This is a genomic window from Pseudomonas sp. S3E17 (assembly GCF_024168685.1).
Taxonomy (GTDB): domain Bacteria; phylum Pseudomonadota; class Gammaproteobacteria; order Pseudomonadales; family Pseudomonadaceae; genus Aquipseudomonas; species Aquipseudomonas marginalis.
Window position 1 is genome coordinate 1018271 of sequence record NZ_JALJWE010000001.1, and the last position, 24455, is coordinate 1042725.

Below are 24455 nucleotides of genomic sequence, written 5' to 3' on the forward strand. Positions count from 1 at the left end.
CAGTGACTGATAATCGAGAACACCCCATTCAAGGGACGGTCAAATTCATCCAGCACAACTTGCCCGGGCTGGAGGCGGGCGAGTACCAGTTCACGGTCTCCCAGCGCGTCTCGCAGGAGCAGCAGCACTATGCCAATCAGTATCACTTTGCGGTGCAGGCGCCGCGTTTCACCCTCGACAGCAACGATATCCAGACCGTGTTCCCGCCTGACCAGACCCAGGGCGAATACACCGATACGTTGGCGCATGTAGTGTTTACCAAACAGACGTTGCCCTGGATGCGCCGCCCGAGTCTTGCTGAGCCGGTGGTCAGTTTTCCCGACCAGGAGCACGATCACGACGTGCCCACCTGGATGGCTGTGCTGATTTTCGACGAAGATGACGAGCTGGCTTTCAAGCAACAGGGGTTCAGTGCCAGCCCGAGCGCCGGCAAGCTGCGCGACCTGTTCTTCAAGCGTCCGCAGACGCAGATCGCGCAGGGCTATTCGTACTTCTACGCCGCCGCAGACCTGGACAGTTCAAGCGATGCGGCACGGCTGGAGAAGTATCTGGATTACGGCCAGCACGCGGACGACGCCTGCAACTACATTGATGTCCCATTGGGGTTGTTCTGGAGCGTTGCGCCGTCACTGGACGACTTGAAAATGATGGCCCACGTGCGCAATGTCGAGATCATCCGCAAGGCGACACAGAACGGCGTCCCGGCCTCGCGCAACGACCTTTCGAAAGTGCCGGGCACTTCCAACTTCGCCATCGTCACCGGCAACCGCCTGCCGCAAACCGGCAAGCGTTGTATCGCACACCTTGTGTCGTTGGAGGCCATGGAGCCGTTCCTGCCGATCGACCCGGCCACTTCGGACAACGGTGGCGAAGTCAGCCGGCCACGCTCCGTGCAGGCGCCGAACGAACCGGCGTTTGCCATCGATGACAAAGGGTTCATGCGCCTGGTCTCGCTGACGAGTTGGTCCTTCACCTCCACCGGTACGGGCAAGCGGTTCGAGCAGTTGCTGCTCGAACTCAAGCCGAAGAACCCGCTGGCAGGTCAGGCGACGCCGTCTACCGTCGCCGCCAACTTTGCTCTGGGCTTGCCGGTCGCGGCGGTGGAGGAGGGCGACACGGACGAAACCCGGCGGGCCAAGAATGCGCTGCAAATGGGCTATACGGCGCTCAAGCACCACACCCGCGATGCGGGCAATACCGTGTCGTGGTACCGCGGACCGCTGACGCCGTATCAGATCAAGACCGACACCGTGCCGCCGACCTGGACCTCCGCCGATGCCGCGACCCAGTACGACCCCGACACCGGGCTGTTCGATATTTCCTATGCGGCGGCATGGCAAATGGGTCAGTTGCTGGCCTTGCAGAACAAGCATTTCTCGGTGTTGCTCTACAATTGGCGCCGGGACAACCTGCGCGATGTCGTGGCGCAGATGGAAGCTATCGTGCTGCAGCAGTCGCTTGATGAAATCCAGCAGCAATTGCAAAGCGACTCGCTGATCTATCCCTTGCTCAAGCCCTTCCTGCCAACCCCCGACGCACTCCTGGCCACCGGCAACCTGGCTGTTGCTCGCGCCGGACGCGTCAGGTACCAACGGGAGGTGCTTTCGGACGCGACGCAGTTGCTCGCCATCGGCGACGCTCGGTTCAGCGTGCCGCTGGAGATCTACACCTGGCTGGCCAAGCTCAAGCTGCTCGATGGCGTCCCGTTCAACTATCTGGTGCCGGACGAGCGCATGTTGCCGCCGGAGTCGATACGCTTCTTCTATCTGGACGAGAACTGGATTCAGAGCTTGCTGGACGGTGCGCTGAGTATCGGCCGGGCCGTGACCGGTAATGCCGCCGACCCGACCATCGCCCACGATGTTGCGATCAAGGCCAGGGTCAATTTGCACACCACCCGGCATGCCTCGATCAGCCGCAGCATCGCGCTGGGGTTGAAAGACCAGGCCGAGGAAAAAATCGACATGGACGTGGTGAGCGGTTTCATTCTGCGCTCGGACGTGGTGCAGGGCTGGCCGGGGCTTGAAGTGAACGCTTATACCCCGGACGGCAAGGCGATGGACATTGTGCGCTTCGAGCGCCTGGCCCCCGGCGTGCTGTTGTGCCTGTTTGACCTCGACGGTCAGACGCTGGGCTCGGTGGATATCCATGAGCCCGCCGAAGGCTTGCACTTTGGCGTCGCGGCTACTGAGCCCAAAGCCATCAACCTGCGCTACAACTTCACCAACGCCACCCAAACGAATACGGCGGGCGAGCAGGTGCCTGGCGTGTTCCAGAGCGTATCGTTCCGGGATGCGAGCGAACGGCGGCTGCTGCGTCTTTACCGGCTGTCAAAGAACCTGCACGACCCCAAGTACGGCGACTACATCCAGGGTATCTACAGCGGCTTCGACCATCTGCCGTCCTCCGAATTTGCCTTGCAAATGGTGAAGGGTGTCGGCCTCGTTTCGTTCGACCTCAGCGCAGGATCTGAATAATGACCTTGATCATCCCCGTCAACGTACAGGCATTGCGGGTCAGCCCGAACGACGCGAGCCTGGTGACCAAAAGCACTGAGCTGTTTTCCGGCGGCACGACCGCCTATGAGGGGCTGCCCTGGCGCGAACCGGGCCGTAACGGCGCCATCGTGCATAGCGGCACCTGGACCAAGGCCAACGTCAGCAGCAACACCTACAATCCCTTGAGCCAGAACGTGATCGAGCAGCTCAAGGCGGGCATCCACCTGCACTGGGCGCTGCCCGACACCATAGCCCAAGGGCGCCAGGCACCGGACGGCACGGTGGACTACCCGCCGGCACCCAACCGCTGGCTGGTGACGCGCATCCTCCAGGGGCAGCAGGGCACGCAAGTGAAACAGTGGGTGGTCGAGAGCGACTACCTGATGACGCCCGAGGAGTACGTCTCGGACTATTACCCCTCCAGCCAGCGCACCAGCATTTCCCTGCCGGTGGGCTGGGATGTACCACCTGGCTACGACATCGCCGGCAATGGCGGCGCCGCTTATTACCCGCCGTCGCGGCGCATGGGCCGGGTGTTCGAGCTGCAAACCTGGCAACCGGAGCCGGACTTGCCCGGTACAGCGCTGACGGATGTGCGCCACCTGCCAGCGTTCGTCCTGTCGGGTAGCAACTTCATGGCGCCTGGGCAAAGCCTGGGTGCGATCAGCGCGTTGGGCAACAGCGGCCCGACGTTCAGTGCCTATTACCCGGACTGCGCCAGTGCATTCGGCTTCCACGACACATTCCAGGATATAGGGCAGGGGTTTGACCTGGGCAATGCGCGTTTCGAGGTGTCGTACCAGGTCAGCGGCTGGCACAGCAGCGCGGCGGACGACCCCTTGCAGAGTACAGCTTTCGAACAGGCGCTCGCGCAGGCTCGTGTCGACAACGGCAAGGCGCCGCTCGACGAGCAACTGACCCCGGAGCAACTGCTCGCCCAGGTGGTGGAAGGGTTTTACCTGTGGCAGTACACGCCCACGCCCGCACAGCTTCCCTCGCGCTGTGTCTACACGGCGCAGGTGGCGAACGTCCCTTGGAATACCACCGGTCAGAACCCGGTGTTCCCCAATGCGAAGCCGGGATTTCCCAAGTGCTACCTGGTACCCGTGACCGACCGCGACGAATCAGTGCGCGCCGCCATGGGCAGTTCGAGTTCGTCGGCACTGGCCGCGCTGATCAAGGAGCAATGGCGCAACAGAAAACCCCAGGACCCCAAGGGCCAGCTTGACGGCGCCGGCCAGGAGATCGAAGACAACCTGGAATTTCTCCTGGACGCGCTGCAGATGGGTTTGCTGGAGCGGCTTGGCAGCTCGCTGACGCTGGTTCAGCTTGAGCAGGAAGTACATCAGAACGGCTTCGGCGCCCTGCAAGCCGGGCGCATCTGGATGATTCGGCAGAAGCAGACCGGTAGCGGCTCGCAGTACGCCGCGCCACAGGTGGTGCTGCCTGAGGATCACAATCAGTTGGGCGATAAGCTCAATGCGCTTAACCTGTACCAGCAGCGCCTGGATGCGTTGCTCAACATCATCGTGTCCTGCCGTCAGCAGATCTTCATGGATTGGTACAAGTACATCACCGGTCTCTACGACGATACCGGCTCAGTGCCTTTCGACGTCACGCAACTGAACACTTACCTGGCCGAGCAGATCCTCGATTTGTGGGCCAAGTTCGAAGCTGCCTTCGGCAAGGCCGCTGCCGCGTCCCCGGCCACCCAAAACATTCCGGTGTTTTACTGCGGGCCACAGGATTTTCTCAGTCAGGCCGCCGACGGCAGTTACGTCAGCAAGGCGTCCGCGCAGAGTCTGGTTGGGCAACTGGTGACGCAGGCCAATACGTTGGTGAGCCTGCTTGCCTCCTCCTACAGCCAGTTCGAATTGCAGACCACCAACGCCGCGCGCTTCTGGCAGCCCAACGAGCCGGTACTGGTGGTGACCGGCGACACGCTGCAACCGGCCCGGCGCAACGGTAACGTCAAACGTCTGCCGTGCCGGCTTGGTGCTCAATTGCTGAGCCAGGTCAGCGCCAACACCAGCGGCGCCAGCCTGACGGCCGCCGCCCTGCAAAGCGCGTTGACGCTCGGTGTGCCCAAGGTCAATCCGGCCGGCAGCCCTGAAGCACGCGACCTGCAGCCGATTCTCGACGATCTGAGCCGTCTGCTGGGGGAAAAGTGCCTGCTCGACCCGTTGCTGGTGCCGCAGATCGCCGGGGCGCTCAAAGGGACCCCACAGACGGACGTCGCGGCCGCACAGCAAGCGCTCGTCGCGCAGATCCAGCAAGCCTGGACGGAAAACGCGGCGGCCCCGTGGAAAAACCTACCGATCATCGAAAACCCCAGCGAAACCAGCAACGGCCTCACGCTCACCTGGAGTGGGCAAGCGCCGCAGGGGCTGGCCCTGAACCATGCGCTCGATTGGCAGGACCCGTTCCTGCCGCTGTTCCTGGTCTGGGAAGCCACCTACGTGCCTTTCGAGCACAGCACCAACGGATCGCAGGACTATGAGGCCAGCTATATCACCGAGCAGTTCCAGCTGGATGAACGAGAGATCGAACTGGTCTTCGGCAAGACCCCGCCGCAACCGGCCAAGGGGCGGGTGAAGCTGACCGACAGCATCCTGTTGTCGTCCAAGGTGGCCGAGCCGCTGATCGAACAGTTGCGCCGCTACCTGCAACACAACGACAACCCCGACCTGCAAGCGATCGTGCAGTACCTGGTGGACAAACCGCTGCTGGCGCAAGGGTTGGGCGGGGTCAACGCCGGGTTCATCACCCGAGCGGCGGGCTTGCAGCTCAATCCGTTCAACCCGTTCTACGACGAGGAGTCGACGCCGACGGCGCTGGTCGACAGCTTTGACAACACGCAGTACGTCAACAGCCTGACCCATTTCGTGGCTTGGGCGGCGGGCGAGCAGACCGGACAGGTGCCGATCAGCCAGGAGAGTCTGTACAACCTGATGCGGGCCGGTTATTTCACCTTATCGAAACTGCAACTTGTCGATGTGTTCGGGCGCAAACGCCTGCTGGTCGACACCGAGCAGTTCGAGGACAGCAAGAAGGTCTCGGTGTCCTGGCAGATGCAGGCGCCCGACGGTGTCACAGGTAAAGGCTACTTGGCGCCTCGCATTGCCCAGCCCAGTCGTTTGCTGTTCCGCTGGCTGAGTGCCGGGAACGACGAAGTGCAGATGAACCCGGTGCCCTCGACCTCCCCACTGTGTGGTTGGATTGTGCCGAACTACCTGGAAAACGCGCTGATGCTGTTCACCGGCACCGGCGAGGTATTGGGTTCGCTTGGGGTATTTGGTGCGCAGCAGGCCGTTGCCTGGCATTCGGCGCCTGGCAACGCCGCCCGTTCGATGCAGGAAGACCTCGCCGACGCCAACCCCCACCTTGTGAAGTTGGCCACATTCATCCTGGGTAAACCCAGGGCTTTTTTTGCCACCTTGCTAGGTACCATCGAAAATGCCCACACCTACATCCTGCCGGACGACAAACAGGCCGCTCAGGCCCAAGCAGTGCTGATGGGCCAGCCGCTGGCCCTGGTGCGCGCCGGCTTGCGTTGCGAGGTGCAGGGGCTGCCGGCGTTCGTGACCAGCAGCGACGAACTGGCGCGCTTGTTACCCGGCCAGAACGACAAGACTTATGACTGGACGCAACGCGACAGTGCCGACATACGCGGCATCGATATTCCGGTGCGCCTGGGTGATCGCGACCACCTCGAGGATGGATTGGTGGCGTACCTGCTCGACAGCGACACACCGTACACCACCCTCTATGCACCAGCGGCCCCCAGCCCGGGAGTCGCGGGGATCGAGCGGCCGACCGCGCAGACCATCACCCTGAATCTACACGCCAATATTGATCCGCCGACACACCCTTACGCCGATGCCAAGGCGCAGATTGACGATCTGCGAGATGTACGCATCCCGGCGCAGAAAACCCTGAGCCTGCTGGTCGACCCTCGGGCGATGGTGCATGCCACAACGGGCCTGTTGCCGGTGAAGGCCATCGGTATCCCACCGGACATCACGGCGGCGGCGCTGCGCAACATCGAAATGACCTTCTTTACCCATCCGATCCTGCGCAGCCAGCAGCGATTGAGCCTGCCGATACCGCCGGAATCGGGATTCGTCTGGGAATGGACCACTAGCGTGTTGCAGGACGGCCAGCAGGTTCCGCAGGACGAACCGTTACCGGCCAGCCAGGTGGGCGATCGGGCCGCGTTTTCCTATACACCGCAAACGGCCGAGGACGGCTGGCTCAAGCTGACGCCTGCGCCGCAAACCAAGTAGATACCGGGTAAACCAAAGGAGCCACGACATGGCTGTCAGCGCGACATTTTTGAACGACTCGACTCAAAAGCCCGAAATCTACATCGGGCGCTCGGACCTCGGCAGCTACACGCTAACCCTGCGCAGCCCCTCGGCGCTCACGGCCGTAGATATTCGCCTGCAATTCCCCGGCACCTTGTTCAATGCCGCGGATGTGGCGCAGATCAAGGTGCTCACTACCGGCTGGGCAGCGACAGTGCAGGGCAACATGCTGGTGCTCAAGGGGAGCCAGCTAATCGATGCGGGCGGCACTCTCATCATCAAGCTTGGCAGCGTTGTTTCAAGCCTCACCAGCCAGACCAACGCCGATCTCGGTGTGCGCGTTAACGGGCAGAACATCTCGCCGCCGTACAAGATCTTCCTGTTGCGTTACCCCGAGTTTGCCGGCGATCTGCGCCAGAACATGGCGGTGCAACTGTTGCCTGACAGCAGCGTTTATGTCACCCCGCTGGACAACGTCACCATCGAAAACCTGTTGGTGCTGCAGCTGACCAACCTCAAGCCCAGCGAGGACCTGGTCACCAAACCCTGGGTGGACACGCCGACTGTGCTGTTGTCCTTCGTCTATGGTGACAGCATCGGGGCGTTGACCCCGTCGGACCCCAAAGACCCGTTCTCGGCCTGGAACATCAAGACGTCGGTCGAGGCCACGTACCATGACGGCCATCAGACTTACGAATGGGATGCGACCAACCCCGACTCGGGTGCCGGTGCCAACGACCCGGTCTGGACGCTCAAGCCGGTCAACACTAACCGGGCCGTGCTGGGGCCCGCCAGCGGCGCGACGGCCGCTTTTGTCGTAGAGAAGATCACCACCCAGGCGCCCCGCGGGGCCACGGTGGCCTACCTGCAATACAGCGACTTCCCGGGTTATGACGATGGCTACTTCACCCTGGTGCTGCAAAAGCGCGAGCCGACGCCGAACATCATCTTTTTCAATGCCGTCCCTTCCAATTTGGCCAAGCTGGGGGACGAGGTCACTTTGCGTTGGCAGTGCTTCGACGTGCAGCAGGTCAAGCTGCAGTTCGGCGACACGACCCTCGACAGCGCCAAGGGGCAGATCGGCACTGGGGTGAGCGGCATTGACCAGTACAAGATCAAGCTCGACACCACCACCCAGTTCACGCTCAATGCCTACAAGACCCTCAATGCAGCCACCCCGGATTTCACCACGCAGTTCACTGTGAATGTGCCGCCGGTGGCGCTGGATGCCTTTGTCGCCACTGCCTACAGCGGCACGCTGCCGGCCAGGGTGAGCCTGACCTGGCAGACCCGCGCCGCCTTGTCGGCGGTTATCAGCGCACCGGGGCAAAGCGATTACGTGATTCCCCGGGGCGACCTTGTTTCGGGCAGTTATCCAGTGTTTCCGCAGAAGCCGATCACCTACACCCTGACTGTGCAAGGGCAGGGTGGACCGTTGAGCAAGTCCTTAGACCTGTTCTTCCTGAACCGGGGTTGGAACACCTTTAATAGCGGTACTGACTTCAAAGCGCTCAGTGGGGCCGTCCTGCTGGGTAACGCCAATACCTTGTGGCTGTTTTCGCCAGACACGGCCAAAGCGATCTTCAACACGCGTGACGGGCAGACCTGGACCCAGGTCGCGGGTTTCGACGACAGTTTTCCGGCGCGTTCGAATGCCGGCGGCGTGTACTGGAAAGGCAAGTTTTGGCTGATGGGTGGGGACACCGGAGCGCAGCGTCTGAATGACGTCTGGAGCAGCAATGACGGCATGCAATGGACCCAGGTGACCGCGAATGCGGCCTGGTCCGGGCGCAGTGATTTCGGCTGCGTGGTGTTCAAGGATAAACTGTGGGTGCTGGGGGGCTCTGGCCAGAGCTATCAGCCTCTCAATGATCTGTGGTGCTCAAGCGACGGCAGCAACTGGCAAAAGGTCGGTACGGCCGGCTGGGCGCCGCGTTCGCGGTTTGGGATCGCTGCATCGGACACCACCCTGTATGTCGTTGGCGGACAGACCGATATCAACACAGTCAGCAATGATGTGTGGACCAGCAGCCAGGGGAGCACGTGGGAAGAGCAGCCGCCGCTGCCGGCGTCGGCTCGCTCGTCTCCGACGGTGTTCACCCGCGGCGGTGGCGTGTTTGTCCTGGGCGGTGTCGCGCCGGATGGCTCGGCGCTGGGGGATCTCAATTGTTATTCGGACAATGGCTGGAGTGTGCTGCCGGGCTTGGCCTGGAGTATATCGCGCCCGGGCTCCACATCATTTCGCGGTGGCGTGTGGATTGCAGGTGGGACCACCGGGACCCATACCCCGAGTGCCGGGCCAAACAAGACGGTGTATGCGTTGATGCTCTAGGCTGGCTTTGTCGCCAGCCAACTGAACGAGTTGACAACCGCTGCCTGAGGCGCGGCGGGCAGAGGATGGGTTTTCGGGGTGAGCTGGCCCAGCGGTGAGGAGGTAGAGTGCACCGCCCGGATATCCTGTAGTGGTCCAGCCCCCCCTCGTTCACCTGACCAGTGGAAGTGAATGGCGCTACAGGGTTTGTGGAAAGGCAGAAATGATCAGATGAACAGTCTACCCGACGACGCCTAAAGACTCTCAGGGTCGCCAAAGAACATTTTGACAGGGCTCTAGGACAATATTTTCAGCTCAAAAAATCTAAAATATGCCCCCAGATTTGCCCCCACTCGCACCGGGTGTGCGAGCGATCGCGAATGGCGATTTCTGACACGGACCTCGGTGGCCGTGGCTGGTATTCAGTGCACCTCCGTATACTGGATGAGCAACCCGTCTCTGGCAAACCCTTGCTTGTTCGAAAGAGAACATGGGAAATGAGTCGATACCTTTAAGCGGTGTTGTCGGGTGTGTTTTTCAGCACCTATCCTTCGCTGTTCATGGCCAGTTAACCCTTTGGGCTAGCTCGGTGATCAGTCATTAGGCAAGTGCAACTGCACTTCCATGGCGTCATGAAGGAGTCTGACAACCTCGATCACGTCGTCGTTTGCCACACGATAGAACACGATATGGCGTGGGCTTTTGACCGTTCCATGGGTTTGTTTGGCCTGCTGGCGTGAATAGATGAGGTGATAGCTGCGAAGGCCCGGTGCAAGCTCATCGCGGTCGTGGCTGCCAATGCGATAAGGCGTGTCGGCAAGCGCTTGCAGCGCCGCGAGGATCAGTGCCTGGTAGCGCTGGCGTGCTTGATCGCCGAACTGTGTCTGGGAGAGCCTGAGGATGTCAACAATGTCGGCGCGCGCCGCGTTGGTAATCCGATACTGCGGCATACTCAATGCTTTTCTCTAGTGGGGATGGTGGCCTCCAGGCTCAAGCCCTCAAGAAAGTGCCCCAGATCCCCTTCGTTCAACTGAGTAAAGCGCCCGTGCTCGAGATCCATGATGCCGATTGAGGTCGCTTGACGCAGTGCCTCAATTTTGGCGGTGTCTTCGGCGACGCGCTGCTCCAATAAACGTAAACCTTCTCGCATCACTTCGCTGGCATTCTGATAACGGCCGGACTGCACCAGGTCATGGATAACTTGTTCCTGGTGAGGGGTGAGCACAACGTTTCGCGTCGCCATAACTAGCTCCAGTTCCATGCAAACAGGTACTTTAGATTGTTGGCATATTATGCCATTTTCGTTCAGGGGAATAGTTTGGGGCCGACATTCGGCGATCAGGTGATGGCTGACTCGGCGCTAATCAGCAAGATTCAAAGTGATCCACCCATTAATAAAACAACCTGTAGATTGATTTGAAGATTGATATGCCTGACTGTGCGTGGGAGGAGGCGCGCGATGTGTGCTTCTCGATCCGCCCTGAAATCGATCGGCATGTTCGATGCCCATCAATATTTGCGTTTAGAGGCATCAAGAGAGGTTCCAATGCCCTACGAGTTAGAAAATCGCCTGGTGATCGGCGTCGCTTCCAGCGCTGTGTTTGATTTGCTGGCATCGGACGCAGTATTTCAGAGCCAGGGGGAGGAGGAATACCGCAAGTTTCAGCAAGAAAATCTTCACGTACCGCTTCCTAAGGGGATAGCGTTCCCCTTCATCAAGCGCTTACTGTCAGTGAATGACCTTAGCGTCGATCCTACGAATCCGCTCGTCGAGGTAATACTTCTTTCGCGCAATGATCCCGACACTGGGCTGCGCGTACTGAAGACTATCGAGCACTACGGCCTTGGGATGACAAGGGCGATTTTCATGCAGGGAAAATCCCCTTATGAATACATACCAGCACTGAATATCGCTTTATTTTTGTCGGGTGACAAAAAAGACGTGGAAGCGGCAATCAAGGCCGGGTACCCGGCTGGCCAGGTGCTCGATTCAAAATTTGAAGACGACGAAGCTGATAAAACCCTACGTATCGCATTCGACTTTGACGGCGTACTCGCCGGCGATGAGTCCGAAACAATCATGCAGGCCTCTGGATTGTCTGAGTTCCATGCGCACGAAGTGAAAAACGTTATGCAGCCCCATAACCCGGGGCCGCTGAAGGAGTTCATGGTGCGGATATCCAAAATCCAGTCGGTCGAGGAGAAGCACAAAAAGCTCAATCCTAAATACGAAAACCGCATACGCGTCTCGATCGTCACAGCCCGCAATGCTCCGTCTCATGAGCGTGCGATGAATACACTCAAGAGTTGGGGGGTCATGGCCAATGACGCATTCTTCCTGGGTGGCATAGAGAAAGGCAAAATTTTAGGCGTATTGAAACCACACATCTTCTTTGATGACCAATCAGGGCACCTTAAATCGACTAGCGCCGTTGCTCCATCCGTGCACATTCCTTTCGGCATCACCAACCATGTCGCTACTGTGGGTGCGCTAGAGCCTGAAGCGGATCAGGTCCAGCAGGTGGTGTAACACGGTGGCTTGAGCGCGTAGTACTACAGGAACTCCTATCGGTTCTGTACTGCGTACCCGTTCCAGCACTCGATCATGCGGAATTCCGCAGCAAAGGCGAATTTACGCTTTTTCAGGAACTAGCGGCACTTGACGATGGGGTTGTCGTCATCCACTCGCTACCTTGGCTACGCGGCCGGACAAAGAGGGTGTACTCGCAGGATCAGCAGGACTACCTACGAGTTTCCTTAGATAGGAGGCACCTTGAGCTCCAAACGTTTGGCTCGTGCATCTGTCAGGCTGACAACAGGATAATTGCCGAAAGCCGTGAGTCCTTGCTTGCCATTGGATTTGGTATATCGAAAGCGCCATCCCTTTCGGCCGTTAGGCTGGATTAGCAGAAAAAGACCAGACCGTATGGGCGATCTTTAGGCTTGGCCGTACGGCAAGCAGCGTCACTGAGGGGAGCAGTGGTACGTGGCATAATTACACAACCCATTATCGAACTGGCTTGTATCTCTAAAGCTATACCTAAAAAGCCTGGAACTCGACAGAAACCGCCGGAACGCCATAAACGAAAAAACCCGCCAAGTGGCGGGTTTTAAAGGGTTCCATGGACTTTACTGGCTGTCAGTGGAACTAGAGATGGTGCCCGAACCCGGAATCGAACCGGGACGCCCTTACGAGCGGGGGATTTTAAGTCCCATGCGTCTACCAGTTTCGCCATTCGGGCGGTAGCGCGTTGTAACAGGGTTGGGAATATATAGATCCAGGCGCTTCGACGCAAGGTCGGTCTGCCGCTTTCTTGCATGGACTGCGCCTGAAAAAGCTTGGCAGATCAGTGGTCTACATCGGCTTTAACAGGCGAACCAGAGGATTCCTACGACACGGGAACAAGCGGCATAAATGACAGTCATAGCGATATGCCATCCCGGCAGTCTGGAAAGGAATCAGTTGATGCTCAGTGTTCGCAGGCGCTATTGGATGGTTATTGCAGGTGTCGTGGGACTGTTGGCCGGTACGGCACAGGCTGGGAGTGCGGTGAAGTGGGGGGATTTCAGCGCGTCAGGCGGTGATCGGTTGACGGGGGCTTCGCTGGAAGCGGGCAATCAGTATGTGTTGAAGGCGTCGAGCATTTCGGTGGGGGATATTGAACAGCTGCAGGCTGCGCAGAAACGTACCGAGAGTGAGGTACAAGGCCTGAAAGGCAAGCTGGAGGGGCAGGACCGCGCGTTCGATGAGTTCAAGCGCAGGGACGGTTCGAGCGCCAGTTCCAGTGACAGCCAGTTGGCGAGCCTCAAGCGCACGGTCGAGGATCAGAACAGCACGATCGAACGGCAGAAAAGCGATATCGACGGTTTGAAGCGCAGCCTGGATGATCTCAAGCGCAGCCTGGATACCTTGAGCAGTAAGGTCAAGTAGCCTGGCCGCCGCGACATGCGGTCGGTCATGAGCCTGGATGCGGGTGTAAGGTAGGGCGTGCAACGCTGGGAAATCTCAGGAAAGCGAGGTGACTATGAGCGCTCCACTGCTGAAGAAGCTGCATCTGAATGGGTACGACATCGTGCAGGTCAATTTCGGGCCATGGCGGGTGTGTACGCCCCAGGATCGGCTGGCGTCCTTCAATTCCCGTGAACAGGCACTGGCGTATGCCGCCACGTTGCCGGGTTACCAGGCACGCAACAGGCCGGTGTCCAATGATGATTGATTGAAAACGAAGCCCCGGTTTGTCCGGGGCTTCTGCGTTTGTGGCTTATACGAAAGGCTGTGCGCCGAAGCCGCGGGGCAGGCGTTGCCGCCCTGGCAGGTCGGTCAGGCGCTGCGCCCAGGCACTGCGCCAGTCGGTGCTGGTGTGGGTCTTGGCCTGGCGTGAAGCGCGGCGTGCGGCATTGCGCTGATTGCGGCGCGCTTGCTTGTAGGCATCGGTGTTGCGGCAGGTGCGGCACTTGACCCGATTCAGCTCGGTGCTGGAGGGCAGGTTATTGCCGTGACGGCCGCAGGCCAGATGCCCGGCAACCTTGAAGTGAATGACCATGTAAGCGTCTCCTTCTTATTGGGTACGCACATCGGTAAACCCACAATGCACGCGGGGAGGGCGGGGCTGAAAAATCCCGTCACCTGAGGTTACGACCCCATGGGCGCAGCAGCGTTCGGTTTTGCCCCTGGACCTGTTCAACACCCCTGCCTCGGCGCTACCCTGCCACGCCACTGATCATGAAAAGGAGTGTGTGATGAGCGTCGAAACCCTGCCCCTGGAAGGCAGTTGCCGTTGTAACCGGGTGCGCTTCAGCGTGAGCCAGGCGCCGGTGATTACCATGGCGTGCCACTGCACCGGCTGCCAGAAGATGACCGCCAGTGCGTTCTCCCTCAGTGCGCTGATTCCCGCCAGCGCGTTCACGGTGACCCAGGGTTGCCCGGTGGTGGGCGGCCTGCACGGGGTCGATCGTCACTATTACTGCCCGCACTGCATGAGCTGGCTGTTTACCCGCCCCCATGGCATCGATGAGTTCGTCAACGTGCGTGCGACGTTGTTGGATAATGCCGCGGAGTACGTGCCCTTTATGGAAACCTGGACCCGCGAAAAACTGGCCTGGGCTACCACGCCGGCAGTCGAAAGCTTCGAGCAGTTGCCGCAACCCGAGGACTTTGCACGGTTGCTGCAGGCCTATGCCGAGTTCAGCGCTCGCTGAGTTCAGTCAATCAAGGCGAGCAGGTCCGTATCGCCCACATCCTGCCCGGCCTGGGTCAGCAGCGTAGTGGCCTGGCCTCGATGGTGGGTCTGGTGATTGAAAAAATGCACCAGCAGGGCACCGAACGGCTTGCTGGCCGCCGCGCCGCGCATGTTGTGATAGTGCAGGCGATGGTCGAGGTCGGGTTCGCGCAGGGTGTGCACCCAATCGATGATCAATTGATCTAGCCAACGCCGCCGGGCGGCGAGTTCAGCCAGGTCGGCGAACGCCAGTTGCTTGAGGTCCGACGGCGCGGCGATGCTGTTCAGCGGCGCCAGCGCCGCGTAGCCGGCGGGGTGCAGGGCAAAGCGTTTGAGCCAGACAGTGTCGCCCAACGTGAGATGGTTGAGCGTGCCGAAGACCGAGCCGAAAAACGCTTGGCGGTCCACGCGCAACTCATCGTCCGTAAGCCTGGCAGCCGCGTCATAGACCTTGCGGTTCATCCACTGGTTGTAGGTCGCCAGCAGCGTCATTTGTTCGATACGGTCCACGTGCTTTAACCCTCGTTGGCAATGGTGCCGCCATCATAAGGCAATTACCTGGACGACCCGCCACGGCAACTGCACCTGGAGCAGCAGGCCAGGCCTAAAACCTGAGCGTTGCGCCGGTGGTCAGCCATTGATTGCGTTCACCGCCCAGGTCGCGCCCGAGCACCAGGTCGACGTCGACAGACTCCCCGAAGTGCAGGCGCGGCCCTGCTTGCCAGGCCTGGTCACCGCCTTCCTGGCCGTAACGTTCAGCGATCAGCGTGAGGGCATCCATCAGTTGATAATCGACGCCGGTGCCCCAGGTCAGGCGCGGGGTTGGCTCGCCGTCGTTGTAGGCATGGGCCCAGCCGGCATTCAGGTTCAAGCGCAGGGGCGCCAGCGGTTGCCAGGTCAAGGGGAGGGTGAAGTCGGCGCCGTCAAACCCGTGTCGTCGATCAAGGGCAAGATGCGCCCCGGCGGAGATCGCCATTTCCAGCCCCAGGTCTTGCCGTGACAGCACCTGTGCCTTGAGTTGCGGATTCACCTGGGTCTCGCCCCGGCCTGCGCTGTCGGCCCGTGACAGCGCCGCGCCCCACTGCACCGACGGCAGTGCGCTGAACGTGCACGCGGGAGACAGCGTTGCCGTGTGCGTGTTGCCGGCGTGCCGGTCGGCGCTGTACCAGGCGTCGAGATTGCAGACATCCGGTGCGTTGATTGCGCCGTCATCGACCACATAGGCGCCACCGGCGGCATGGGCCTTGGACACCAGGGCGATTAACAGGATCGACCCCAGGGTGATACCGATAAACAGCAGGTTGCGCCGCAGCGCTCGCTGTTTTGCCGGCGGCAACAGCAGCAGGGTCTGGCGCGCGCCGCGATAGTGCCGCGCACGGTATTTGGCAAACCCGTCCGGGCGCTTCGGGGTGTGTTTGTTGTGCATGATGCACCTCGCTTGAATGTCAGTTCTCTACGGTCAGCACCGAAATGCCGCTGGCCCTGGCCTGGCAGACCAGCTCCGACGTGTCGTCACCACCCGGCAGCGCGATGACCACATCCGTGCGGCTGTCGGTCAGCATGAAATGGTTGCGCTGGCGCTCCGCCTGCTTGCCGTGGCGTTGCCAGTTGGGCGGGTAGCGCACCACGTCGATGCCGAGTTCCCGCGCCCAGTCCTCGATGGCGCTGCCGAGGAACTGGTTGCCGCCGTGAATCAGCACCTGCACCGGGCGCAGGCGGTGGTAAGCGTCCAGCACTTGGCGGGACTTTTTGCAGTCGGCGTAATGACGACCGGCACAGATCAAGACGCGCATGATCCTATTCCTTGTAATGCACGGTGGCGGCCGGGCGACCGCCACCGTTTAAACGGCGGGGGAACTCAGTACCACTGCTTGAAGCGGCGGATGTAGAGGGTTTTCATCAGTTGGGCCACGCAGCAATAGCTGAGCAGCGTGCCGACCAGCCACGGGAAGTACGCCAGCGGCAGCGGTTGCAGCCCCACCAGGGTGCCCAGGGGCGAGAACGGTACGTAGATGCCCAGCGCAATCACCACGCCGGTCATCATCAGCACCGGCCATGCCGCCGTGCTCTGGAAGAACGGAATCTTGCGGGTGCGCAGCATATGCACCACGAGGGTTTGCGAGAGCAGGCCCTCGATAAACCAGCCGGACTGGAACAGGGTCTGCATTTCCACGCTGTTGGCGGCGAACACGTACCACATCAGAGCAAAGGTGGTGATGTCGAAGATCGACGAGGTCGGCCCGATCCAGATCATGAAGCGGCCGATGTTCTTTGCATCCCACTTGCGCGGTTTGGCCAGGTACTCCTTGTCCATCTTGTCCCACGGCAGGGCCAGCTGGGAGATGTCGTACATCAGGTTCTGCAGCAGCAGATGGATCGAGAGCATCGGCAGGAACGGGATGAATGCACTGGCCACCAGCACCGAAAACACGTTGCCGAAGTTGGAGCTGGCGGTCATGTTCAGGTACTTCATGATATTACCGAAGGTTTCGCGGCCTTTGAGCACGCCTTCTTCCAGCACCATCAGGCTTTTCTCGAGCAGGATGATGTCGGCCGATTCCTTGGCGATGTCCGTGCCGCTGTCCACCGAGATACCCACGTCGGCATCCCGCAATGCCGGTGCGTCGTTGATGCCGTCGCCGAGGAAGCCGACGGTGTGGCCGTTGGCTTGCAGGGCCTTGAGCACCCGGGATTTCTGCAGCGGCGTGAGCTTGGCAAATACCGTGCGCTCCTCCACATGGCGCGCCAGGGTGGCGTCGTCCATAAGCTCGATCTCCACCCCCAACAGCGGCCGGCCTGGCTCGAGGCCGACCTGGCGGCAGATCTTGCTGGTGACCACGGCGTTGTCGCCGGTAAGGACTTTGACCGCCACGCCGATCTGCTGCAGGGCTGCAATCGCCGGGCCGGCGGTTTCCTTGGGCGGATCGAGGAAGGTCAGGAAGCCCTGGATCACCAGGTTGCGCTCATCGGCGGTGGTGTACTGCTGGCGGGCCAGGGCCTTGGGAATGTTGCGCGTGGCCACCACCAACACGCGGAAGCCGTCTTCGTTGTAGTCATTGGCGATCGCCAGCAACTCCTCCCGGCGGCGCTCATCCAGAGGCACGGCACTGCCGGCCTCCATCACGTGGGTGGCAATGTCCAGCATCTCCTCGACGGCGCCTTTGCACACCAGCAGATGGTCGTGGGCAGCGTCCTTGACCACGATGGACAGGCGACGGCGTACAAAGTCGAAGGGCAATTCATCGACCTTGCTGTAGGCAAACGGCACCTGGAACCTGGGGTTCTGCTCCGAGAACTGCACCACGGCCTGGTCCATCAGGTTTTTCATGCCGCTCTGGTGGTAGCTGTTGAGCCAGGCCAGGGACAGCACCGCATCATCGCGCTGGCCGAAGGCGTTGACGTGATGCTCGAGGATGATCTTGTCCTGAGTCAGGGTGCCGGTCTTGTCGGTGCACAGCACGTCCATCGAGCCGAAGTTCTGGATCGCGTTGAGGCGCTTGACCACTACTTTGCGCTTGGCCATTGCCGTGGCGCCCTTGGCCAGGTTGGCGCTGACGATCATCGGCAGCATTTCCGGGGTCAGGCCCACGGCGACCGCCAGGGCGAACAAAAATGCATCGCCCCAGTCGCCCTTGGAGAAGCCGTTGAGGAAGAACACGATCGGCACCATCACCAGCATGAAGCGGATCAGCAGCCAGCTGACGCTGTTCACCCCGCGATCGAATGCGGTCTGTACCCGGGAGCCGACAATCGCGTTGGCCAGGGAGCCAAAGTAGGTGCGCGGCCCGGTCGCCACCACCACGGCTTTGGCGCGGCCGCTGACCACATTGGTGCCCATGAAGCAGATGTTCGGCAGGTCCAGCAGGTTGCCCTGGTCGGCGGCGACCGGCCCGGCGGATTTTTGCGTGACGTCGCCGAGGGTGTCGTACTTCTCCACCGGCAAGGCTTCGCCGGTGAGCACCGCCTGGCTGATAAACAGGTCCCGGGACTCGATCAGGCGGATGTCGGCAGGGATCATGTCACCGGCCGACAACTGCACGATATCGCCGGCCACCAGCTCGCGCATCGGCACTTCGCGCAGGGTGGGCTGGCTGCCCACTTGCTCACGGCGCAGCACCGTGGCAGTGGTGCGGACCATGGCTTTCAAGGCTTCGGCGGACTTGGCCGAACGGTGCTCCTGCCAGAAGCGCAGCAGGCTGCTGAGCAGGACCATGGTCATGATGATGACGACCTTGGTGGGGTCGGCTTCTTCACCGTCCTGCATCGGCAGCCAGCAGTCGGTGAAAAAGCTGATGCCGCCCAGGGTCAGCAACACGTAGATGAACGGGTTGTTCAGGGCCTGCAGGAATTGCACGATGGCGTGAGGCGGTTTGTCATGGGCCACTTCGTTGTGGCCTTCCCGTTGCAGGCGGGCAGTGGCGTCCAGTTCGGTCAGGCCATCCTGGGTGGCGCGTACGTTGGCCAGGGTGGCCGACAGGCCGTTGTGGGCTTCGCGGGCGGCACGCATCGACAGTTTGGTGTCGCTGGCGGTGCCGGTTTTCTTCTGCAGTGGCGTGTTTTTTACGGCGCTCATTGTCTGTGCTCCTGTCGCCAATTCTCGACAAAACATACCCGGTACTTACCTGAATACAGGCGAGCGAAAGCATGCCGAGTCGCTGACTTCGCGATCGGTTTAAATAAGGTGCTTGGATAACTTCTACTGGCGCGTTAGTTATAAGGCGCGCAGCGAACTACAACTGGAAAGTTTCATAAAAAACTCCAGGGACTTAATCAGGAAGTTATTGTTTCAGCGGGATTGAACGGCGTGGGCGCTCAGCACTATCCCAGGCTGAAAAGCGGCGGTCTCTGCGGGTCTTTGGGGGAGGGGGCATGGCAACGCTTGGCTCGCAAGGCTGCGGCCAGTGTGGGTACATCGGGCAAAGCAAGGGTTGGGAAGGTCATAACACACCTCGGGACCGGACGGGCGACCGGCGAGGCAGTTACGGCGGAGCATCAAGCTCCAGCGCAGCTTACCGGACCGGGGAGGCGAGTCCTGTCATGTTCTGGATTGGGCGCCCGATGCCCGCCAGGGCGGTGCTCGGACAGCGACTGGATACTGTGTCCATTGGCTTCTTTTGTGAGGGTTAAAAAAGGCCCCAGTTGCGGGCAGGGGCAATCTACTCAGGCAGTTACAAAATGTCAACGCATGATTAATTAAATAGCCCGGTGTTCAGAGTTCATTCAGACAAGAGGCGCTCGAAAGTTGCCCGATATATAACTTCATACACCCTGTGCGGCGAGAGCGGCCAAATAGATCAATACCAAACCGCAGGCGCCATAACTGATGCGTTGCCACATGGGCGATGCGTTCTTGCGCAGCAGGTTCACCAGTGCGGCGATCAGAAAGCATGACAGCACCGAAGCCAGCATGAAGCCGGCGAAAAACATCAGCGTCTGCCCATGGCTGGGCGTGGCGCCGACGATGCCTGACAGCGCGCTGCCCAGTGCCCCCCAGTAGACGATGTTTTTCGGGTTGGCCAGGGAAATCGCCGCACCCACGGCCAGCGCGTTTTGCCGAGTACTGGCCGGCGCATCATCGGCTTCGGGCAAGTGCCAGGCGTCGATCAGGCTGCGTACGCCCAGCCACGCCAGGTACAGCGCGCAAATGATCGTCAGCGGCACGCGCACGGCGTCATGCTGGATCAACAGTGCGATGCCGGTGAGGCCGATCACAGCCCACACGGCATCGCCTACCAGCGAGCCAAACTGCACCAGCAAGGCGGGTGTGAAGCCGTGGAGCAAGCCTCGGCGCAGGGTCTCCGCCAGCACCGCGCCGGGGGAGAGGCAAAACACAAAGCCGAATACCAGTGCGTAAAAAAAGATCGTCAGCATGCCCGCGTCCTTTCAGGAAAGTGCGAGAGCATACGCTGGCAGAGGGATGGGAATCCATATCGCCGCAGCGGATCCATCCAGCCGTTAGGAGGTGGTCATTTCCAGCAGCGCTATGCGCTCGAGTTCGACCTTCAGCTCGCCAGGGCTGAGGCGGGCAAAGGGCAGGGCGAAAAACGCCCGGCAACGGCTGGCGATAGTCTCCAGCGTGGCATCGAATGCCGCCTGGATGCTGGCCTGGTCACCTTGAACCTCCGAGGGATCTGCCAAGCCCCAATGCGCCTTCACCGCCGGCCCGAAATACACCGGGCAGGCTTCGCCCGCCGCCTTGTCGCAGACGGTGATGACCACATCCGGCGGGCTGCCTTTAAACGCGTCATTGCCCTTGCTGTACAAGCCTTCGGTGCGGATGCCCGCTGCCTGCAACGTGCTCAGGCTGCGCGGCAGGACCTGGCCCTTGGGGAAGCTGCCGGAGCTGACCGCGGTAAAACCCTGCGGGGCCAGGTGGTTGAACATCGCCTCGGACAAGATGCTGCGACAGCTGTTGGCGGTGCACATGAACAGGACTTTCATTGCGGTTTCTCCGTTAGATGCTCAGGCGCAACGCGAGGGCGGCGAGGGTGATCAGCAGCACCGGCAAGGTCAGCACAATCCCGACCTTGAAGTAGTAGCCCCAGGTGATGGTGATGCCCTTGCGCGCCAGGATATGCAGCCACAACAGGGTGGCCAGGCTGCCGATGGGGGTGATTTTCGGGCCCAGGTCGCTGCCGATCACGTTGGCGTAGATCATTGCGTCCTTGACCACGCCCACGGCATGGCTGGACTCGATGGACAGCGCGCCGATCAATACTGTCGGCAGGTTATTCATCGCCGAGGACAACAAGGCCGTCAGCACGCCGGTGCCCATGGCCGCACCCCACACGCCGTAAGTGGCAAAGGTATCGAGCCAGGTCGCCAGGTAGGTGGTGAGGCCGGCGTTACGCAAGCCGTAGACCACCAGGTACATCCCCAGGGAAAAGATCACGATCTGCCACGGGGCTTCCTTCAGCACCTTGCGCGTGGAGATCTTGTGGCCCTTGGCGGCGATCACCAACAGGAGCACGGCGCACACCGCGGAAATCGCGCTGATGGGAATGCCCAGGGGTTCCAGGGCAAAGCAGCCGATCAGCAGGATGCCGAGCACCCACCAACCGGCGCGGAAGGTGGCGCGGTCGTGGATCGCGCTGGCGGGGTCTGCCAGGTCGGCGGGGTCGTAGGTCTGCGGAATATCGCGGCGAAAGAACCACAGCAGCACCGCCAGGGTGGCGGCGACACTGACGACGTTGACCGGCACCATGACCGCGGCATATTCGTTGAAGCCGATCTTGAAATAGTCCGCCGAGACGATGTTCACCAGGTTCGACACCACCAGCGGCAGGCTCGCCGTGTCAGCGATAAACCCCGCGCCCATCACAAACGCCAGGGTCGCCGCCGGCGAAAAGCGCAGCGCCAGCAGCATCGACATCACGATGGGGGTGAGGATCAGCGCCGCGCCGTCGTTGGCAAACAGCGCCGACACCAGGGCGCCGAGCAGCACCATATAGGCAAACAAGCGCCGGCCACGCCCGCGCCCCCAGCGCGCCACATGCAGTGCCGTCCAGGCAAAGAACCCGGCTTCGTCCAACAGCAGGCTGATGATGATCAGTGCGACAAACGTCCCGGTGGCATTCCAGATGATGTGCCAGACCGCCGGGATATCCGCCAGGCTGATCACGCCACAGGCCAGGGCCAGGATCGCGCCCATCGTGGCGCTCCAGCCCACTCCGAGACCCTTGGGCTGCCAGATGACCAGGACGATGGTAAAGATAAAAATGGCGACTGCGACAAGCATGAATTAACGCTCCGGTGGCTCAGCAGCAGGTGCTGTCTCGTTGTGGTCTGTCGCCCATGGTATCCAGACGCTGTGTGTCGTTGTGCAGCCATGGCTGGTTGGCTTGCAGGGTGACGTCCAGCACCTGGGTCACCCAATCGGGCAGTGCCGGGTTGACGCGGTAGTAGATCCATTGGCCCTGGCGACGATCCAGCAGCACACCGCAACTGCGCAGTTGCGCCAGGTGACGGGAGATTTTGGGCTGGCTGTCGTCCAAGGCATGGATCAGTTCGCACACGCAAAGTTCGCCTTCACGCTGAATCAATAGCGTCAGGCGTGCGCGAGTGGCGTCGGCCAGGCATTTGAACAGGGTGGGCGGTGTAAGGGGATCCGACATGACCATTGCCTACATACATATGGAAATTCGAATATACGTATGTCCATATGTTTCGGTCAAATCCTGTTTCAATTGATATGGATCAAACCTCGGGAAAACCGCCACAAGTGATTGAAATTAAAATGAAACACGAATGTCCTAAAGTGCATCCCCATTGCTGATGAAGGAAGACACGCGTGACCCGTGCCACTCGCAACCTGCGCAAAACCCTGGATTCCGTAGCGGAAAATAACGAAACCGCGGCATTCGACCTGATGCGTGCCGTTGAAAAACTCGGTGATGAAGTGCTGCGCCAGCGCTTGCTCAACACCATTCACCGGCTCAACCAGGACGCTCACGAACTGCGTGAAGCGCGGGATTCGGTGGAGCAGGTGTCGGTCAGGCTCGCCTGAGCAAGATCGTTCAAGACAAGCTCCATCTTGCGCTGGCATGCTTGTGGACTGTCTGTCGATGAGCCGTTTCCATGCCTGCTGCCTTACCTCATTACGCCTTCGCTCGCGGTGCAATCGCCGTCATTCCCCTGTCCCTGGCCTGTGCACCCTGGGGACTGCTGGCCGGCTCCATGGCCATCGATGCGCAATTCACGCCACTGCAAGCCCAGGGCTTGTCCGCCATTGTGTTTGCCGGCGCTGCGCAGTTGGTCGCCATTGGCATGGTCAAGAGCGGTGCGAGCCTGATTTCCATCGTGTTGACCACCTTGCTGCTGACCTCCCAGCACCTGCTGTATGGCATGCACCTGCGCCCGATTCTTTCGCCGCTCAAGACCCGCTGGCGCATGAGCCTGGGCTTTCTGCTGACCGATGAGTTCTTTGCGCTGGTCAACCACTATGACCGTGAAACCTTCAATCGCTGGTACGCCCTGGGCGTTGGCCTGACGTTTTACATCGCCTGGAACCTGTTCACCCTGGCCGGTATCGTGCTTGGCAAAAGCATCCCAGGCCTTGATCAGTTAGGCCTGGAGTTCTCCATCGCCGCCACCTTTATCGCGCTGATCACCCCGGTGGTGCGCGATGTGCCGACGGTGGTCTGCGTGGCGGTGTCGTTGTTGTTTTCCGTATGGCTGAGCTTCCTGCACTGGGAGTCGGCGGTGGTGGTGTCGGGTGTGCTCGGCATGAGCGCAGGGTTTTTCTGCAAACGCCTGGGGGTTGGGCAGCGATGATTTACCTGATGATTGTGGCCATGGGCCTGGTGGTTTTTTTCAACCGCTATCTGTTTATCGAGCCGCGCCTGCCGCTGCGCCTCAACCGTGGGGCACGGGAGTTTCTCGGGTTTGCGGTGCCGGGCATGCTCACGGCGATTTGCGGGCCGATTATTTTTCTGGCTGATCACCAGCTCAACCTGAGCCCGGCCAATCCTTACCTGCTGGCCGGCATCTGCGCGGTGGCGCTGATGTTCTGGACGCGTAACGTATTGATGACCGTGCTGCTGAGCATGGCGTTGTTCTACCTGTTTCGCTGGTGGCTCTGAAGCGCAGGCGAAAAAAAGCCCGCGGGAGGGCGGGCAGAAGGACACTTCTAAAAATGAGCCTGCCCACTATAGGCGGCATATTCTCCCTCCACAGTGAAACAAAATTCATGGGGGCGTCAGTCAGCCTTGCGGCAATGGTACAGTCGCGTTTTTTCCAACGAGGCAATGGCATGCACAAGGTGGTAATGGGCGCATTGGTATTGACGGCACTGGCCGGTTGCGCGGGCTCGAAGATGAACGAGGCACGCCTGGGGGCTCCCTACAAGGCCATGGCATCGGACAAGGCCACGCTGGTGGTTGCCGAGTGCATCCAGTTCGGCTGGCAGGATGAAAGCGTGTTTGGTGTCGACGCCGGTGGCTTCAAGGAGCCGAACGGGGCCGGTGGTTTCACCGTCTATACCACGGGTGGCGATTACTTCGTCGACGTGCAAAGCGCCGGTGCCGGTTCGTCCGTCAAGTACTACGCCGTTGAAGATACGATGCCGGCCAAGCGTCGCTTGGCCGCACTTGCGACCTGTCTGTAATCCGTTGCCTTAGTC

22 protein-coding genes, 1 tRNA gene and 1 pseudogene are annotated in these 24455 nt (G+C 60.5%); 11 read left to right on the forward strand and 13 right to left on the reverse strand.

What is annotated here, in order from left to right:
* Positions 1 to 2: 2 nt before the first annotated feature.
* Genes J3D60_RS04125 through J3D60_RS04135 form a run of 3 tightly spaced genes read left to right on the forward strand, consistent with a single transcriptional unit; the run spans position 3 to position 9137 of the window.
* The gene (locus J3D60_RS04125; RefSeq protein ID WP_253489933.1) at positions 3 to 2477 is read left to right on the forward strand and encodes a hypothetical protein; all 2475 of its coding nucleotides are present in this window, start codon (positions 3 to 5) and stop codon (positions 2475 to 2477) included.
* Positions 2477 to 6784, forward strand: coding sequence for a hypothetical protein (locus J3D60_RS04130; protein ID WP_253489936.1), 4308 nt, complete (start codon positions 2477 to 2479; stop codon positions 6782 to 6784). The genes J3D60_RS04125 and J3D60_RS04130 overlap by 1 nt, the downstream gene beginning before the upstream one ends.
* A gap of 28 nt (positions 6785 to 6812) precedes the next feature.
* The gene (locus J3D60_RS04135) at positions 6813 to 9137 is read left to right on the forward strand and encodes a hypothetical protein (RefSeq protein ID WP_253489940.1); all 2325 of its coding nucleotides are present in this window, start codon (positions 6813 to 6815) and stop codon (positions 9135 to 9137) included.
* A 572-nt stretch (positions 9138 to 9709) separates the two neighbouring features.
* On the opposite strand, the gene J3D60_RS04140 is transcribed toward J3D60_RS04135, so the two are convergent.
* Together J3D60_RS04140 and J3D60_RS04145 are read right to left on the reverse strand one after the other, a co-directional pair.
* Positions 9710 to 10066 carry a type II toxin-antitoxin system RelE/ParE family toxin gene (locus J3D60_RS04140; protein WP_253493950.1) on the reverse strand — a complete coding sequence of 119 codons (357 nt, stop codon included), beginning with the start codon at positions 10064 to 10066 and terminating at the stop codon, positions 9710 to 9712.
* Positions 10067 to 10068: 2 nt separating this feature from the next.
* Positions 10069 to 10359, reverse strand: a complete 291-nt coding sequence (locus tag J3D60_RS04145; protein WP_253489955.1) for a type II toxin-antitoxin system ParD family antitoxin — start codon at positions 10357 to 10359, stop codon at positions 10069 to 10071.
* Positions 10360 to 10662: 303 nt separating this feature from the next.
* On the opposite strand from J3D60_RS04145, the gene J3D60_RS04150 reads away from it, so the two are divergent.
* Positions 10663 to 11646, forward strand: coding sequence for a 5'-nucleotidase (locus J3D60_RS04150; protein ID WP_253493951.1), 984 nt, complete (start codon positions 10663 to 10665; stop codon positions 11644 to 11646).
* Positions 11647 to 11888: 242 nt separating this feature from the next.
* Here the strand turns inward: J3D60_RS04150 and J3D60_RS04155 are convergent.
* Together J3D60_RS04155 and J3D60_RS04160 are read right to left on the reverse strand one after the other, a co-directional pair.
* Positions 11889 to 12109: pseudogene (locus tag J3D60_RS04155) on the reverse strand (Arm DNA-binding domain-containing protein); the annotation flags it as partial.
* A gap of 162 nt (positions 12110 to 12271) precedes the next feature.
* Positions 12272 to 12358, reverse strand: a tRNA-Leu gene (locus J3D60_RS04160).
* Positions 12359 to 12609: 251 nt separating this feature from the next.
* On the opposite strand from J3D60_RS04160, the gene J3D60_RS04165 reads away from it, so the two are divergent.
* Together J3D60_RS04165 and J3D60_RS04170 are read left to right on the forward strand one after the other, a co-directional pair.
* Entirely contained in the window at positions 12610 to 13047 is a 438-nt protein-coding gene (locus J3D60_RS04165; protein ID WP_253489958.1) for a hypothetical protein, read from the forward strand.
* Positions 13048 to 13141: 94 nt separating this feature from the next.
* Positions 13142 to 13333, forward strand: a complete 192-nt coding sequence (locus tag J3D60_RS04170) for a hypothetical protein (RefSeq protein ID WP_027606617.1) — start codon at positions 13142 to 13144, stop codon at positions 13331 to 13333.
* Positions 13334 to 13378: 45 nt separating this feature from the next.
* On the opposite strand, the gene J3D60_RS04175 is transcribed toward J3D60_RS04170, so the two are convergent.
* Positions 13379 to 13660, reverse strand: a complete 282-nt coding sequence (locus tag J3D60_RS04175) for a hypothetical protein (protein WP_115487262.1) — start codon at positions 13658 to 13660, stop codon at positions 13379 to 13381.
* A 196-nt stretch (positions 13661 to 13856) separates the two neighbouring features.
* Between J3D60_RS04175 and J3D60_RS04180 the strand changes: the two genes are divergently transcribed.
* Complete coding sequence (locus J3D60_RS04180; protein WP_253489961.1) at positions 13857 to 14315, forward strand: GFA family protein; 459 nt, start codon at positions 13857 to 13859, stop codon at positions 14313 to 14315.
* A gap of 2 nt (positions 14316 to 14317) precedes the next feature.
* Here J3D60_RS04180 and J3D60_RS04185 read toward each other — a convergent pair whose 3' ends face one another.
* The 8 genes from J3D60_RS04185 to J3D60_RS04220 all read right to left on the reverse strand — a co-directional run bounded on the left by J3D60_RS04185 (position 14318) and on the right by J3D60_RS04220 (position 22449).
* Positions 14318 to 14845 carry a DinB family protein gene (locus J3D60_RS04185; RefSeq protein WP_253489963.1) on the reverse strand — a complete coding sequence of 176 codons (528 nt, stop codon included), beginning with the start codon at positions 14843 to 14845 and terminating at the stop codon, positions 14318 to 14320.
* 94 nt (positions 14846 to 14939) lie between these two features.
* Positions 14940 to 15761, reverse strand: a complete 822-nt coding sequence (locus J3D60_RS04190; RefSeq protein ID WP_253489966.1) for a hypothetical protein — start codon at positions 15759 to 15761, stop codon at positions 14940 to 14942.
* A gap of 19 nt (positions 15762 to 15780) precedes the next feature.
* Positions 15781 to 16128 carry an SLOG family protein gene (locus J3D60_RS04195; protein ID WP_253489969.1) on the reverse strand — a complete coding sequence of 116 codons (348 nt, stop codon included), beginning with the start codon at positions 16126 to 16128 and terminating at the stop codon, positions 15781 to 15783.
* A 65-nt stretch (positions 16129 to 16193) separates the two neighbouring features.
* On the reverse strand, positions 16194 to 18908 hold the full coding sequence (gene mgtA / locus J3D60_RS04200) for a magnesium-translocating P-type ATPase (RefSeq protein ID WP_253489993.1): 2715 nt from the start codon (positions 18906 to 18908) through the stop codon (positions 16194 to 16196).
* A gap of 686 nt (positions 18909 to 19594) precedes the next feature.
* Entirely contained in the window at positions 19595 to 20206 is a 612-nt protein-coding gene (locus tag J3D60_RS04205; RefSeq protein ID WP_065941580.1) for a LysE family transporter, read from the reverse strand.
* A gap of 84 nt (positions 20207 to 20290) precedes the next feature.
* The gene (locus J3D60_RS04210) at positions 20291 to 20776 is read right to left on the reverse strand and encodes an arsenate reductase ArsC (protein ID WP_253489996.1); all 486 of its coding nucleotides are present in this window, start codon (positions 20774 to 20776) and stop codon (positions 20291 to 20293) included.
* Between the two features lie 13 nt (positions 20777 to 20789).
* A complete protein-coding gene (locus J3D60_RS04215; protein WP_253489998.1) occupies positions 20790 to 22073 on the reverse strand; it encodes an arsenic transporter in 1284 nt (427 codons plus the stop codon).
* Between the two features lie 19 nt (positions 22074 to 22092).
* Positions 22093 to 22449: a metalloregulator ArsR/SmtB family transcription factor gene (locus J3D60_RS04220; RefSeq protein ID WP_253490000.1), complete on the reverse strand. Its 357-nt coding sequence runs from the start codon at positions 22447 to 22449 to the stop codon at positions 22093 to 22095.
* Positions 22450 to 22625: 176 nt separating this feature from the next.
* Between J3D60_RS04220 and J3D60_RS04225 the strand changes: the two genes are divergently transcribed.
* The 4 genes from J3D60_RS04225 to J3D60_RS04240 all read left to right on the forward strand — a co-directional run bounded on the left by J3D60_RS04225 (position 22626) and on the right by J3D60_RS04240 (position 24440).
* Complete coding sequence (locus J3D60_RS04225) at positions 22626 to 22841, forward strand: hypothetical protein (RefSeq protein ID WP_025856028.1); 216 nt, start codon at positions 22626 to 22628, stop codon at positions 22839 to 22841.
* A gap of 71 nt (positions 22842 to 22912) precedes the next feature.
* Positions 22913 to 23608, forward strand: a complete 696-nt coding sequence (locus J3D60_RS04230; protein WP_027606606.1) for an AzlC family ABC transporter permease — start codon at positions 22913 to 22915, stop codon at positions 23606 to 23608.
* Complete coding sequence (locus tag J3D60_RS04235; protein WP_065941576.1) at positions 23605 to 23916, forward strand: AzlD domain-containing protein; 312 nt, start codon at positions 23605 to 23607, stop codon at positions 23914 to 23916. The genes J3D60_RS04230 and J3D60_RS04235 overlap by 4 nt, the downstream gene beginning before the upstream one ends.
* Before the next feature lie 170 nt (positions 23917 to 24086).
* The gene (locus tag J3D60_RS04240; RefSeq protein WP_027606604.1) at positions 24087 to 24440 is read left to right on the forward strand and encodes a hypothetical protein; all 354 of its coding nucleotides are present in this window, start codon (positions 24087 to 24089) and stop codon (positions 24438 to 24440) included.
* The last annotated feature ends 15 nt before the right edge of the window (positions 24441 to 24455 follow it).